The organism is Ignavibacteriales bacterium, assembly GCA_026390575.1.
GTDB lineage: Bacteria > Bacteroidota > Ignavibacteria > UBA10030 > UBA10030 > Fen-1298.
In genome coordinates, this window is the sequence record JAPLFR010000003.1 from 95,359 (window position 1) to 109,133 (window position 13,775).

The 13,775-nt window shown below is 43.7% G+C and carries 14 protein-coding genes; all 14 read right to left on the bottom strand.

Going from position 1 to position 13,775, the window contains the following annotated elements:
- Positions 1-202 precede the first annotated feature (202 nt).
- Positions 203-1,642, bottom strand: a complete 1,440-nt coding sequence (locus NTX44_03460) for a sodium:proton antiporter (GenBank protein ID MCX6120660.1) — start codon at positions 1,640-1,642, stop codon at positions 203-205.
- Positions 1,643-3,214: an NADH-quinone oxidoreductase subunit M gene (locus NTX44_03465; GenBank protein ID MCX6120661.1), complete on the bottom strand. Its 1,572-nt coding sequence runs from the start codon at positions 3,212-3,214 to the stop codon at positions 1,643-1,645.
- A 21-nt stretch (positions 3,215-3,235) separates the two neighbouring features.
- Positions 3,236-5,194: an NADH-quinone oxidoreductase subunit L gene (gene nuoL / locus NTX44_03470; GenBank protein ID MCX6120662.1), complete on the bottom strand. Its 1,959-nt coding sequence runs from the start codon at positions 5,192-5,194 to the stop codon at positions 3,236-3,238.
- Between the two features lie 81 nt (positions 5,195-5,275).
- Entirely contained in the window at positions 5,276-5,578 is a 303-nt protein-coding gene (nuoK, locus tag NTX44_03475) for an NADH-quinone oxidoreductase subunit NuoK (protein MCX6120663.1), read from the bottom strand.
- Between the two features lie 42 nt (positions 5,579-5,620).
- On the bottom strand, positions 5,621-6,130 hold the full coding sequence (locus tag NTX44_03480; protein ID MCX6120664.1) for an NADH-quinone oxidoreductase subunit J: 510 nt from the start codon (positions 6,128-6,130) through the stop codon (positions 5,621-5,623).
- 37 nt (positions 6,131-6,167) lie between these two features.
- Positions 6,168-7,415, bottom strand: a complete 1,248-nt coding sequence (locus tag NTX44_03485; GenBank protein ID MCX6120665.1) for an ABC transporter permease — start codon at positions 7,413-7,415, stop codon at positions 6,168-6,170.
- Positions 7,412-8,596 (bottom strand): ATP-binding cassette domain-containing protein, encoded by a 1,185-nt coding sequence (locus NTX44_03490; GenBank protein MCX6120666.1) that lies wholly within the window; start codon positions 8,594-8,596, stop codon positions 7,412-7,414. Before NTX44_03490 ends, NTX44_03485 begins: the two co-directional genes overlap by 4 nt.
- A 58-nt stretch (positions 8,597-8,654) precedes the next feature.
- A complete protein-coding gene (gene asnS, locus NTX44_03495) occupies positions 8,655-9,953 on the bottom strand; it encodes an asparagine--tRNA ligase (protein MCX6120667.1) in 1,299 nt (432 codons plus the stop codon).
- Between the two features lie 92 nt (positions 9,954-10,045).
- Positions 10,046-10,288: a hypothetical protein gene (locus NTX44_03500; GenBank protein MCX6120668.1), complete on the bottom strand. Its 243-nt coding sequence runs from the start codon at positions 10,286-10,288 to the stop codon at positions 10,046-10,048.
- 1 nt (position 10,289) lies between these two features.
- Entirely contained in the window at positions 10,290-11,009 is a 720-nt protein-coding gene (locus NTX44_03505) for a deoxynucleoside kinase (GenBank protein MCX6120669.1), read from the bottom strand.
- Positions 10,946-11,458 (bottom strand): 2-amino-4-hydroxy-6-hydroxymethyldihydropteridine diphosphokinase, encoded by a 513-nt coding sequence (gene folK, locus NTX44_03510; protein ID MCX6120670.1) that lies wholly within the window; start codon positions 11,456-11,458, stop codon positions 10,946-10,948. The genes NTX44_03505 and folK overlap by 64 nt, the downstream gene beginning before the upstream one ends.
- 9 nt (positions 11,459-11,467) lie before the next feature.
- Positions 11,468-11,854 (bottom strand): dihydroneopterin aldolase, encoded by a 387-nt coding sequence (gene folB / locus NTX44_03515; GenBank protein MCX6120671.1) that lies wholly within the window; start codon positions 11,852-11,854, stop codon positions 11,468-11,470.
- 54 nt (positions 11,855-11,908) lie between these two features.
- A complete protein-coding gene (gene gltX, locus NTX44_03520; protein ID MCX6120672.1) occupies positions 11,909-13,360 on the bottom strand; it encodes a glutamate--tRNA ligase in 1,452 nt (483 codons plus the stop codon).
- Positions 13,361-13,543: 183 nt separating this feature from the next.
- Positions 13,544-13,775, bottom strand: a 232-nt coding sequence (locus NTX44_03525) for a hypothetical protein (GenBank protein ID MCX6120673.1), incomplete at its 5' end; no start/stop codon positions are given.

Below are 13,775 nucleotides of genomic sequence, written 5' to 3' on the forward strand. Positions count from 1 at the left end.
TCGTGGAATAGAATAATATAAATGTTACGGCTTGAGCCACATCTATTTATCCTCGACATAAACCTGCCTGCCGGCAGGCGTCGTGGCAATAATTATCGTATTTGTCAATCTTTATTCATCCAAGATGCTTTTTCGTGAAACTCGATTTATTGACAATTTACTTAAATTTGCTCTAAACAGTCGTTCATAAAAAAGTGAACGCTTAGATCCGGAAAAAGAGATACCAGATACATGCAAATATTGGAAACAAAATCGGCAGCGAATACTTCGCGATATAACCGAAGAAGCTTGGGCACTGAACTCCGGATTGTTCAGCTATGGATTTCACCATAAAATTTGGCCCGTTGCCAATATATGTGTTTGCACCAAAAAACACTGCACCAATTGAAATCGCCTGTACATAACGCCATGACTGCGACGTAATCTCCAATGCACTAGCTTGCAGCGGATTCGGTAAACCAGCCGCTGATGGAGTTGTAAGACCAAGCATCAGGTTCATGTGCTGCACATTGTCCACATTCGCTCCGTGCAATCCGAATGCTGCTGTGAGAAAATTTAAATATGTCGGCGCATTGTCGAGCACGCTTGACAAAATTCCTGATCCCCAGAAATATTGTCCCGGCGTTACAATGCCAATGCTTACCGCATTCAATTCCAGCCAATCAAGCGCCGGTAGCATCGTAGCAAAAATTCCAGCAAATAATATTGCCACTTCTTTCAGCGGCACAAAGTTAAAATCATTCTTCTGGTGAATTTCTTCCTTTGTTGTCAGAAACGATGCGAGCGCCGCGCTCCACATAAGTACTTCCCGCAGCATCAATGGCGCAGGCGATTCTATAAAAACGGCCGCAATAATAATGAGAAGAAATACGATGTTGTGCAATCCGGATACTTCCGGCTCGTCAATTTCAATTGTCGATTCCTTTGCCGCGACCGATTCCTTCCGAAAGTTGTACACATCGATCACATAAAATATTATCAGGATCATTCCTATCGTCAATATCCAGATAGAAGAAACACGGGTGATTATCCAGAAAAAAGGAACACCTTTGAGAAATCCGAGAAACAATGGAGGATCGCCGATCGGTGTTAACGCACCGCCAATGTTGCTAACAAGGAAAATAAAAAAAACAACATGATAACCCTTAATGCGGTACTTATTCATCCGAATAAATGGGCGAATCAACAGCATCGACGCACCGGTTGTACCAAGAATATTTGCAATAACTGCACCGGTGGCAAGCAATGCGACATTTCCTCTCGGCGTTGACTTTCCGCGTATTCGAAGATGGACTCCACCTGACACGACAAACAATGATCCGATCAGCGAGATAAAACTTATATATTCATACGATGTTAGAAAAAGACGCGGAGTATTGTGAAGCGAAAATGAGTAATAGAAAACGACAACGAATCCCAGAGTGAACGCAACTAGCGGATAATTCTTTTCCCACCAATTCCTGTCGATAAACGGCATGATCGCAATTGATAGGAGCAATAGAAGGAACGGTGCTATATACCACGCATTTACAGGTATTACTTCTACAGCCATCAGATAAGAGCCGAAGAAATTATACAACGCCATCACAACGACAGCGATAACGGCAAATTTCCAGACAATATTTTTAGTTTGTGATTTCAATTATTTTTCAGATTGAAGCTGTAATGAACCGATGAATCGTACCTGCGATCCACGTTTCACGCTTTCCATCTGCTCGACCGTTTGTTTCACTAATGGAGCAGATTTGCTGAGGAAAGGCTTCGGATAAACACCAATCCATACGATGAAGAGTACAATCGGAACGAGCACAGCGATTTCTCGTTTTGTCAAATCGATAAGATGATGTCCGCCATAAAGACCATCTTGATGCGCAGGTCCAAACATGACACGCTGATACATCCACAGCATATAGACAGCTGAGAAGATAATGCCAAGACCGGCGACCGCAGTAAAGATTCGATTATCTATCAACGTTGATTTAAACGATCCTATCATGATCAAGAATTCACCAACGAAACCGTTCAATCCAGGCAAGCCGATAGACGAGAAGGAAACAATCATGAAGAAGGTTGCAAAAATCGGCATTAGCTTCGCTACTCCGCCGTAGTCTGCAATTAACCGCGTGTGTGTGCGATCGTAAATCATACCAACAAGGAGGAAGAGTGCGCCGGTCGAAAGTCCGTGGTTAATCATCTGAATGATTGCGCCTTGCAATCCTTCTTCGGTCATCGAAAATATTCCAAGCATTACAAATCCCAGGTGCGAGACAGACGAATATGCAACAAGTTTCTTGATATCGGTTTGCACCATTGCTACTAATGCTCCGTAGACAATTCCGATGACAGCGAGCGTGCACATAAGTGGTACCGCACGCAGCGATGCTTCGGCAAAGAGCGGCAGATTGAAGCGGATAAAGCCGTATGTGCCCATCTTCAATAAAATACCGGCAAGAATGACGCTGCCAGCCGTTGGTGCTTCGACGTGGGCATCGGGCAGCCACGTATGCAATGGCCACAGTGGTACTTTAATAGCAAAACTCAATCCGAACGCCGCAAACATCCACATCTGCAGGTCGACGGGGAGCATCGGTGCAATACGATAGAGATCAAGCAAGTTGGTTGTGAATTGTCCGCCCGGAACAGTCGATGCAAAATACGCCAGTGAAATAATTGCGACAAGCATCAATAGACTGCCGAATAATGTATAGAGAAAGAATTTTACTGCTGCGTAAATGCGGTTTTGTCCGCCCCAAATTCCGATGATAAAGTACATCGGAATAAGCATTGCTTCCCAGAAAATGTAGAAGAGGAACAAATCGAGCGATGCAAAGACGCCGATCATTCCAACTTCCAGCAACAGCACCATCGCTGTATAATTTCTAATCTGTTTCTGAATAGCATTCCACGTTCCCAAGAGCGCCAGCGGTGTCAGAAATGTCGTCAGCAGAATCAGCAGCAACGACATCCCATCAATGCCAACGTGATAGCTGATATTCAAACTGCTTATCCAGACAGCTTTTTGCTGAAATTGAAATCCCAAAACGGCTGCATCAAATCCGAAATAAAGAACGAGCGAGACAATAAAAGTCAGCGCTGTCCCTCCAAATCCAATCAGCTTAATACCACGGTCGTTCTCTTCCGGAAGAAAAAGAACGATGACAGCAAAGAAGAGCGGAAGAAATATTATCGCCGTCAAGATGAATTCAGAAATCATCGTATCAATTCCATTTTTATGTTACCTCAACAACAGCCACGTGATCACAAAAAGGATACCGCCAATGAACACTACTGCATACGACTGCGCCACACCTGTTTGAATTTTCCGAAGTATTTGACCGACACCGTTGATAATTTTCGCTGAACCATTGACCGATCCATCAATCATGGTAACGTCCATCGCCTTCCAGAGTATATCGTTTGATATTTTCACCGTGGGATCAACAATCACTGCATCATATATTTCATCGACGTAATATTTGTTGAGCAGTGTGCGATAGATTCGAGGATACCGTTTCGCAAGAGATACAGCGAGTTCTTCACGCTGGAGATATATCCAACGCGCAACATAAATACAGGAGGCGGCAATGGCAACTGAAACAAACATCAGCAGGTATTCCATGATTCCACCGGCATGTTCACCAGCAAGTAATTTATATTGCGCTGGAGAGAAGACAGGTTCAAGCCAGTTCTCGATAGCGCTTACGTGCGGGATACCGACGAATCCTCCGATGATCGACAGCACAGCAAGAATAATGAGCGGTACGGTCATTGTTTTTGGTGCTTCATGAGGATGTACATGATGATGATCTCCGCCAGAGGCGGATCCGCCTTTGGTGGAGAATCGCTCTTTTCCTTCAAATGTAAGTGTCACCAGTCGGAACATATAGAACGCCGTCATTGCCGCTCCAAAAACTCCAAGCAGCCAAAGTATCCATGATCCTTGTTCACTGCTAAACGCTCTCCAGAGAATTTCATCTTTACTAAAAAATCCAGCGAAAGGCGGAATGCCCGCAATTGCAATCGCGCCAATAAGAAATGTTTTATATGTGACAGGTAAGTATTTTTTCAATCCGCCCATCTTTTGAATATCCTGCTCATCGTGCATCGCGTGTATGACAGCGCCGGATCCAAGGAAGAGAAGTGCTTTGAAAAACGCGTGCGTCATCAGATGAAAGATGCCGGCGCTGAATGCCGCCACACCCATTGCAAGAAACATGTACCCAAGCTGGCTGATTGTGGAATACGCAAGCACCTTCTTGATATCATTCTGCACCAATCCAATAGTCGCTGCGAATACAGCCGTCACTGCACCAACAATTGCTATAAACTCCATGGTCACCGGAGCGAGTGCAAAAAGAATTGAACAGCGTGCGACCATATATACACCGGCCGTTACCATTGTTGCGGCATGGATCAATGCACTTACCGGCGTAGGACCGGCCATTGCATCAGGCAGCCAAACATATAATGGAATCTGCGCCGATTTGCCCATCGCACCAACGAAAAGCAAGAGTGTAATCCATAAAGCAGTCGTATTCCCCACCGACAACAGTGATGCCGAGTTAAATACAGCGTTAAAGTTCAGACTGCCAAACGTGGAATATATCAACAGCATGCCAAGAATAAATCCAAAGTCGCCGATACGATTGACGATAAAGGCCTTTTTTGCAGCGTCGCCTGTGAATTTCTTTTCGTACCAAAATCCTATGAGCAAATAGGAACAAAGCCCAACGCCTTCCCAGCCGAGAAACATGAGCAGGAAATTATCAGCAAGAACAAGAGTGAGCATTGCAAAGATAAAAAGGTTCAGATAGGCAAAGAAGCGCCAAAATCCGGCGTCGTCATGCATATAACCAATGGAATAAATATGAATTAAAAATCCAACTCCGGTTACAATAAGCGTCATTAAAATCGATAACTGGTCAATTTGATAGGCAACGTTGACGGTGAGCGAGCTTGATGAACCAGTGAACGTTGAGAGCCACGTGAATAATTCCACCGACTGCTTTCGCTGCTCCGGTTCAACGCCCAACATCTGTACGAAAAGTATTAAAGCAAATAAGAAGGAAAATCCTACTGTACCACAGCCGATCGCTCCAACGAGTTTTTCATTCTTCATCCGCGAACCGAAAATTCCGAGAACGAGGAATCCTATAAAAGGAAAGACAATAATTAATGGCGCGTATGAGAACATTTTTCTAGAGTCTAATATTTAGAATTTAGGTATGAGGGATTTCTTCCCTTCTACCTTCTACCTTCTACCTTTTTTTTCGAATTACCACTTCATAATATTAATTTCATCTAAATTGATTGTTTGTTTGCGTCGGAAGAGGGCAATAACTATTGCAAGGCCAACCGCCGCTTCCGCCGCCGCTACCGTCATCACAAAGAACACGAGCACTTGACCGGTCGCATCTCCGAAGAACGCTGAAAAAGCAACAAGTGTGAGATTGACGGAATTCAACATGAGCTCGATGGACAGGAATACAATAATTGCATTGCGTCGTGTCACCACACCCATTGCGCCAATAATGAACATCACTGCGCTGAGAATCAAGTATGAATTTAATGGAACCATACTCAATGAAAAATGTTTTAATGTAAAATTAAAAATACTAAACTAATTGAGTTTCTTCTTTGCAAGAACAATTGCACCGACAATCGCCGCTGTAAGCAAAAGCGATGTCACTTCGAATGGAAACAGGAAGCGTGTGAACAGCACACGTCCGACTGCCTCCACCGTCCCGATATTTGTCGCTCGCTCCATTTCGATGGATGGCGTTCCGGTTTGCATCATAAATATATAAATCAACTCCATGAGTACACCGAAGCTGAAGCCGCCAGCAGCGACTTTCTTCCATGTGAATCCGTCGCGTAAACGGCGTTCGTCGCCAAGATTGAGCAGCATAATAACGAAGACAAACAATACCATAATAGCGCCTGCATAGACAAGAATTTGAATGACGGCAATGAACTGTGCATGCAGTGTCAGATAAATGCCGGCAAGGCAGAAGAAATTCACTATGAGATATATTGCAGAGATGATTGGATTACGGCGCGTTACAACGAGCATTGCAGAGACGATTCCGCCCGTCGCAAAAATATAAAATAATATTTCTTCGAGTGTCACGTTTTCAATCCATACTAATTAGTTAACACAAAATAGATCATTTCTCACGCACCCAGCGAAGAAGTTCAGGGAGTGTCGGCCTTTTCCCGTAGGACAATACTGCTACTCGGAATATTTTCCCCGCTGCCCACATCATAACAATGGAAGAAATAATAAGAAGTGCAATAGTGCCAATAATTTCCCATGTCGCCGGCATCTGCACGGAAATTCGCAAAACCATCAATGTTGGTGTCAGTAATGGAATAAAAGAGAGCACTTTTATCCAAACCGAATTTGCATTTTGCATGACAGGCATGGCAAGGACCATTGGAAACACAAGCAACAAACTTACATACGTTGTAATTTGCTGCGCTTCCTGCTCGGTCGTCACTGGAGAACCTGCCGCAACGAATATTGCAGAATAGAAAATATATCCCAAGATAAAATAAACAAGTGAAAGCATCAGATTCATAGTTGTGAAGATGTTTGCCCCTGTTTTTAACGATACAGCAAAGCCAATCATCCCCCAAATCAGCATTTGCACAATTCCAAGCCCGCTCAGCCCAAGGATTTTTCCCACCATCAAATCTCTAGCAGAGCAAGATGAAAGGAGCACTTCAATAACACGGTTCGTTTTTTCTTCTACAACACTCCGTATAAGAAGCTGACCCGAAGTCAACACTAAAAACATTAACATCATAATAACAACGTAACCGCTGAAAAATGTTTCGAGAAACCCCGTTTCCTTTTCATCGCCTTTTTCGGAAACTTTAATGGATTTGACATTGATATCCGCTGTAATTTTTTTAATGAGTGCCGGATCCAATCCTTGTTTAAGAATCCGACTTTCGACGATGACTTCTTCTATCGTTCGAGAAAATCGTTCTTGAATTTTAATATTACTTACATTTTCTGATCGATATTCAACTTTGCCGCTATCGAAGATGACCGGAGGAAAATAAAAATAACCTGTTATATCTCCTGTCGTCACCATGCTGTTCGCTGTCATCTTCTTTTTTTCAGTAGCTCCTGGTAAACTTAGATTCCTTATAACATAGTTAGGTTGACCATCCGGTAATTTATATTTTTCGTCAAGTCTCCTAGCAAGCGGGCCAACGATGCTATCGGTTTCATCAATTATTCCAACGACAGTTGCATCTGCATCAGGCCGCGATATAAGCAGCCCCGGTAAAACGCCAAACAGAACCATTATAACCGGCATAACAACAAGCGAGATAATAAACGCTTTCGACTTAACCTTTTCACTAAATTCCCATACTGCAACTTGGAACGCTTTAGATTTCATAACCGTTCCTTCGGAGATGCCTTTGATATGAATTCTTGTTTCACTTTTTTCTTCGTTTGGAAAAACCGAACAGCACTCAAGATTGTCACGGCAGATAAGATTCCAACAGTCATGAGCTGCGGATGTATTTGACTCAAAGCAAACATTGTAAAGGCAAGAGTGAGAATAGCCATTCCAATCAATGAAAACAATGCTTTCCGAACTCGTCCTTCTTTCATCACAAGGGCATCGGTCGATTTTTGCTGTATTTGCGAAACAGGAATTGGTTTCTCGCTTGCTTGTTCAATTTTTTCAGGACCGCCAACAACATTGATAAAAATAGAATTCAGTGAGGGTTCGACAATTTCAAATTTTCTCAACGATAGTTTTCCGTTGAGACTCACAAGCAATTCGCTGCTCTTAGAAATATCGGTAAGCTCAAGTTCAGCATAATTCTGATAGACGTCCGCCCGACGGATGAAACTAAAGCTTTTCAGGAATTCACCATCGCCTTCATATTCAAGATGGATGGAATTCGTTCCGTACTGTTTTTTAATCTCGAAGAGTTCTCCGCTGAGCACCGGTTTCCCTTTATTAATCAAACAAATATTGTCGCACATCTTTTCTACTTGTTCCATTTGATGTGTCGAGAAAACGATGGCGGTATTCTGCTGACGAAGTTCCAGCAAAACATCTTTCAAAAGAACCTGGTTGACGGGATCAAGGCCGGTGAATGGCTCGTCAAGAATCAGCAGTTCCGGACGGTGGAGAATGGAAAGGATGAGTTGAACTTTCTGTTGATTTCCTTTTGAAAGCTCCTCGATTTTCCGGTGACCTTCATTTTTCAATCCGAATCGCTCCAGCCAATAGAACGCCAGCGGCTTGGCTTGCTTAGCAGCTAATCCCTTGAGAGATGCAAAATATAAAATTGTGTTTATGATTTTACTTTTGCGATATAATCCTCGTTCTTCCGGCAAGTAACCGATACTATTCCACATCTCTTGAGTAAACGGCTTGCCGTCAAATCTAATCTCGCCGCTGTCCGGTTGAATGATGTTCAGCACCGTGCGAATGGTGGTTGTCTTGCCGGCTCCATTGGGACCGAGCAAGCCAAACAATTCACCCCGCTTGACTTCGAGCGAAACGCCGTCCACTGCAACAACGTTATCATACTCTTTTCGCAAGTTACTAATTTTCAGCATATTCAATCACCGATACCTAGAACATCATGAACAATGGTAGATGGAATGCATTGTCCGTTTAAGGCGTATTACGATAAATCATGCGCGGGAATGGAATTGTTTCGCGTACATGCTCTAATCCACAAATCCAGCCAACGGTACGTTCTACACCAAGTCCAAACCCAGAATGTGGAACACTGCCGAACCGACGCAAATCGACATACCACTCGAACGCTTCCTGTGGAAGTTTATGTTCCTTGATTCGCGCAAGCAGAACATCTAAATCGTCTTCGCGTTGACTGCCGCCGATAATTTCACCGTATCCTTCCGGCGCAAGTACATCAACGGCAAGAGCGACTTTCAGATTATCCGGATCGCGCTTCATATAAAATGCTTTCACTTCAGACGGGTAGCGATGCACCATCACCGGACGATCAAATTGTTCGGAAACAACGGTTTCATCAGTGCCGCCAAGATCATTTCCCCACTCAAACGGCAATCCTTTATCAAGAAGAATTTTCACTGCTTCATCATACGTAATACGCGGCAGCGGTTTTTTCACATTCTGGAGTTTCGTAATATCACGCTCCAGTGCTTTCAATTCCGGCAAACAATCTTTCAAAACGCTTTGAACAATGTATTCTAAAAAATCTTCCGCCAGATCCATATCATCATTCAAGTCGTTAAAAGCAACTTCCGGCTCCACCATCCAAAATTCTGTTAGGTGGCGGCGCGTTTTTGATTTTTCTGCACGGAATGTTGGACCGAAGCAGTACACTTTCCCCATCGCCATCGCGCTTGCTTCCGCATACAATTGCCCTGACTGCGTGAGGTATGCTTTTCCAAGATCGAAATAGTCGGTATCAAAAAGAGTCGAAGTTCCCTCGCAGGCGGCAGGAGTAAGGATCGGTGAATCGACAAGCGTGAATCCGCGTCCATCAAAGAAATCGCGAATCGCTTTGATGATACGGTGCCGCACACGCATAATTGCATGCTGGCGTGCCGAACGCAACCAGAGATGGCGCCGATCTGCCAGAAACTCGATCCCATGCTCCTTAGGAGTGATGGGATATTCATGAGCAATTTGATAGATCTTTGGAATATCAGTCAAATCCAATTCATATCCTCCGGGAGCGCGGTCTTCTTTTCTTACCTTACCTCGAATTGATAAAGAAGACTCTTGTGTCAACGACTCAAAGAGGTTGATCACTTCATCCGATACCTGCCCTTTCACAATGACAGCTTGAACAATACCTGTCCCATCCCGTAAAAGGAGAAATTTTACTTTTCCACTGGAACGTTTATTATAGACCCATCCATGCAGCTGAACTTCTTCACCCACATGCTGGGCTAATTCGTTAATATAGATTCGGGCCATACAATGCCATTCAAAGTGATAAAAAGTATTTGCAAAATATAGGAAACTAACCGGACTTGTTCAAACGAAATGATGTACTTTAGGTATACGATTCAACTCGGCGAATCTTGATGATCTTCGGTATGTTTATTCGGAAGCTCGACAAATTTTGCGTCTTTTACATCTTTGTAATCTTCCTTTGGCTTTGGTTCATTCTTTTGCTGGAATGTGCCTGGGGATGGATGGGAGCGTCCCTGCAAGGATTGGATAATTTTCTTCAGAAGTGTAAGTGCTACGTAAATAGCAAGTGCTATAAAGAAAAAACGAACAAGTGTAAATATAAATAAACGAATCATACTACTTCTTCACAAGCGGATTATAATATTCCACCGGCGCTTTATTCGGACGGAGTATTTGCGTCAGCAGATCTTCGAAATGTTCCGGGTTATTCACGAAGTCGATATCCGTCGCTTTGACGATAAGCAGCGGTGTAGATTTGTAGCGGAAAAAGAAATAGTTATACGCTTCATTCAGTTCTTTAATATATTCATCCGACATGTTTTTCTCCATCTCTCGCCCGCGTTTCTTAATGTTTGCCAAAAGGCGGTCGTTGCTCGATTGGAGATAAATAACAAGGTCGGGCGGCGGAATCGTTTTCTCAATGGCGACGAGTAGATTCTCGTATAGTTTCAATTCATCATCACGCAATGTCAGGTACGCAAATATTTTATCCTTCTCAAAAATGTAGTCGGATACGATATGTGCATGGAAGAGATCGGCTTGGAATAATTCCTGCTGCTGCCGGTACCGGCTGAGCAGGAAAAATATTTGCGTCTGAAAAGCGTAATGTTCCGGGTCCTTGTAAAAGTTTGGGAGGAAAGGGTTTTCTTCAAATTTTTCCAGCACCAAACGTGCACCCAACTGGTCAGACAACATCCGAGCTAATGTTGTTTTCCCAACGCCAATAACTCCTTCAATTGCAATGTAATGAATTTCGGAGGGAAGCTCTGCCGTCATACTTTTACCTGCAAAGATATTTGTTGATTCGTTTTGCGCACGGCGCTGGTGTTCGAACAACGTTGGAGTAGTTCCTCAACGCTGAGGTGCCGCAAAGGATCTTGGAATTCTGCGGCAATTTCTTTAAGAGGCACAAGAACGAACCGCCGGTTGGAAATTTCCGGATGCGGCACCTGCAATGCTGTCTCATTCAGCATTTCACCGCCATAATACAGCAGGTCAAGGTCAATTTCGCGCGGTCCCCAATGTTCACGAAATGTTCTGCCAACGCGAAGTTCGATTTCTTTCAGTTGACGAACAAGATCATCTGGACGCAGTGTGGAATCCAACTCAGCCACCATATTCAAAAACTTCGGCTGTTCTATTACTCCGACCGGTTCCGTTTCATAAATCGACGAATATTTCTTCACGGTCGTTTGATGCAAATTTTCCAACTCAGATAGCGCTCGATGCAAATATTTTACCCGATCTCCAAGATTCGATCCTAATCCTATAAAAATCCGACTCATCTTTTTCAGTTACCTCCGCGTTTCAGTGAGTTCTACTTCCACGTAATCAATAATACCTTTAACGGGTGCGCTTGGTTTGCGGACTTTTACTGTTACAGAATGCACTCTGGAAAAATTTTTTAGAATACCTCTGCCGACTGCGCTTGCAAGCGACTCAAGCAGTAAATGTTTTTTCTCCAGCACCAGCGTGCGAATACAATCGTAGACACGCTCATAATTGACGGTATCATCAAGGTGATCGCTCTTTGCTCCCCGGGAAAGATCGCAATGCAAATCGACATCCACCTCAAACTTACCGCCAAGGTTTTGCTCGTCTAAAAGCACGCCATGGTACGCATAAAACACCGCATTGTGCAAACGAATAATACCTAAAATTTTTTTTCGTTGTTTTGGCATAGAATGTTCTTTTCAAGGCAGATGAATATAGAGAACCAAAGCCGGAAAGGCAACTTACACCACTTTGAATTTTTCTATCGCGCGGCGCAAACGACGAACGACTGTTTCTTTCCCAAGCAGTTCTATCATTTCAAATAATCCCGGACCTATGGTTCTCCCGGAAAGCGCCAGCCGCGTTGGATGGATAAGTTTCGTCGGCTTGATCTGAAGCTCTTCAGCTAATTGCCGTAATGCTGTTTCGACGGAAGTATGAGAAAATTCCAAAAGCGATTCAAGACGGTCAGCGAGCAATTTTAATTGACCATCTGTCTCTGGTTCCCAATATTTTTTCAGTCCCGCTTCATCGAACAATTCAGGATCACGAAAGAAATATGTGCTCATCTCAATAAAATCCTTCGGAAAGCTCAGCCGCTCTTTCAATAATCCAATGATGTTGAGAAAATAACTATTATCAACATCCGCTAATTGAACAGATTGCATCTGCGGTTTAATGAGTTGAGCAAGTTCTTCATTCGATTTAAGTTTGATATGCTGTTGATTGAGCCAGTTCAATTTTTCGATATTGAACACCGCGCCGGATTTACCTACACGTTCCAATGTAAATTCCTGAATAAGCTGTTCCATAAAGAATATTTCCCGTTCATCCCCTGGATTCCAGCCGAGGAACGCAATAAAATTTACAAGTGCTTCCTTGAGATACCCTTTGGCGCGATAATCTTCTACCGCCACATCTCCTTGCCGCTTGCTGAGTTTGGATTTATCGGGATTCAACAATAAGGGAAGATGTGCAAGTACAGGTATTTCCCATCCGAAATATTGATAGAGCAGAATATGTTTCGGTACACTCGACAGCCACTCTTCACCGCGAATGACGTGTGTAATTCCCATGAGATGATCATCGACAACAACCGCAAGATGATATGTTGGAAATCCATCCGACTTGATGAGTACTTGATCATCTATCATGTTATAAGAAATGGTCACCTTGCCGCGAATAACATCATCAAATGATAATTCACCTTCGAGCGGTATTTTCATGCGGATAACATAGTGCTCGCCAGCAGCAATTCGGCGTTCCGCTTCTTCACGAGACACATTACGGCAATGTCGGTCGTACGAAGTAGAGAGTTTTGCAGCCAATTGTTTCTGACGAACTTCCTGTAGCCGTTCGGATGTGCAGAAGCAATGGTACGCCTTATCCTTGCTGATAAGTTCTTGCGCATACGTGCGGTACAATTCTAACCGTTGAGATTGTACATACGGACCGTAGCCGCCATCGCGATCTGGTCCTTCGTCATATTCAACTCCAGACCATTTCAATGTTTCAATGAGATTTTCAACTGCACCTTCTGCTTTGCGCGATTGATCGGTATCTTCAATGCGAAGAATGAATTTACCGCCAAAATGTTTTGCTAAGAGATAATTATAGAGTGCTGTACGCAATCCCCCGACGTGTAAATATCCCGTAGGGCTTGGTGCAAAACGAACGCGAATTTGATTTTCCATTTTCAATAACCTGCGATATAAAAAAAGCGTCCCGAAGATACGAGACGCTCATCCATCTTTCAGGACTTGCCTGCACAACGACATCGCGCGATATTTTACGCGACGTAGTTTAGCGGAGAGAGAGGGATTCTGCGCCAGAGGCGCATAAGCCTTCGGCTCAGAACCCTCGATAGCAGTTACCCACTATGCAGGTTTAGTCCGTCCCGACTTCGTCGGGACGCGATCTCGTGGCGCTTGTAGCGCCACGGACAAACCTTGTGCATGCCAATTTTCTATGAACTCCGCTACTAACTTCCTGCCACTCGAACTCTTCAACAACGTTTCTCTCTTCATCGCCTCTGCACGCGTTGAATACAATTCTTTGTGAATCAATGTCCAAGGACGATATGCTTTAGTGGATCGAATGTATCCAGCA

Bases quoted from the DNA above. Each gene is read 5' to 3' on its own strand.
- gltX (MCX6120672.1), bottom strand. From the start codon at position 13,360: ATGGAAAATCAAATTCGCGTTCGTTTTGCACCAAGCCCTACGGGATAT.
- nuoL (MCX6120662.1), bottom strand. From the start codon at position 5,194: ATGTTCTCATACGCGCCATTAATTATTGTCTTTCCTTTTATAGGATTC.
- NTX44_03500 (MCX6120668.1), bottom strand. From the start codon at position 10,288: ATGATTCGTTTATTTATATTTACACTTGTTCGTTTTTTCTTTATAGCA.
- NTX44_03485 (MCX6120665.1), bottom strand. From the start codon at position 7,415: ATGAAATCTAAAGCGTTCCAAGTTGCAGTATGGGAATTTAGTGAAAAG.
- nuoK (MCX6120663.1), bottom strand. From the start codon at position 5,578: ATGGTTCCATTAAATTCATACTTGATTCTCAGCGCAGTGATGTTCATT.
- NTX44_03465 (MCX6120661.1), bottom strand. From the start codon at position 3,214: ATGATTTCTGAATTCATCTTGACGGCGATAATATTTCTTCCGCTCTTC.
- folB (MCX6120671.1), bottom strand. From the start codon at position 11,854: ATGCCAAAACAACGAAAAAAAATTTTAGGTATTATTCGTTTGCACAAT.
- NTX44_03490 (MCX6120666.1), bottom strand. From the start codon at position 8,596: ATGCTGAAAATTAGTAACTTGCGAAAAGAGTATGATAACGTTGTTGCA.
- folK (MCX6120670.1), bottom strand. From the start codon at position 11,458: ATGAGTCGGATTTTTATAGGATTAGGATCGAATCTTGGAGATCGGGTA.
- asnS (MCX6120667.1), bottom strand. From the start codon at position 9,953: ATGGCCCGAATCTATATTAACGAATTAGCCCAGCATGTGGGTGAAGAA.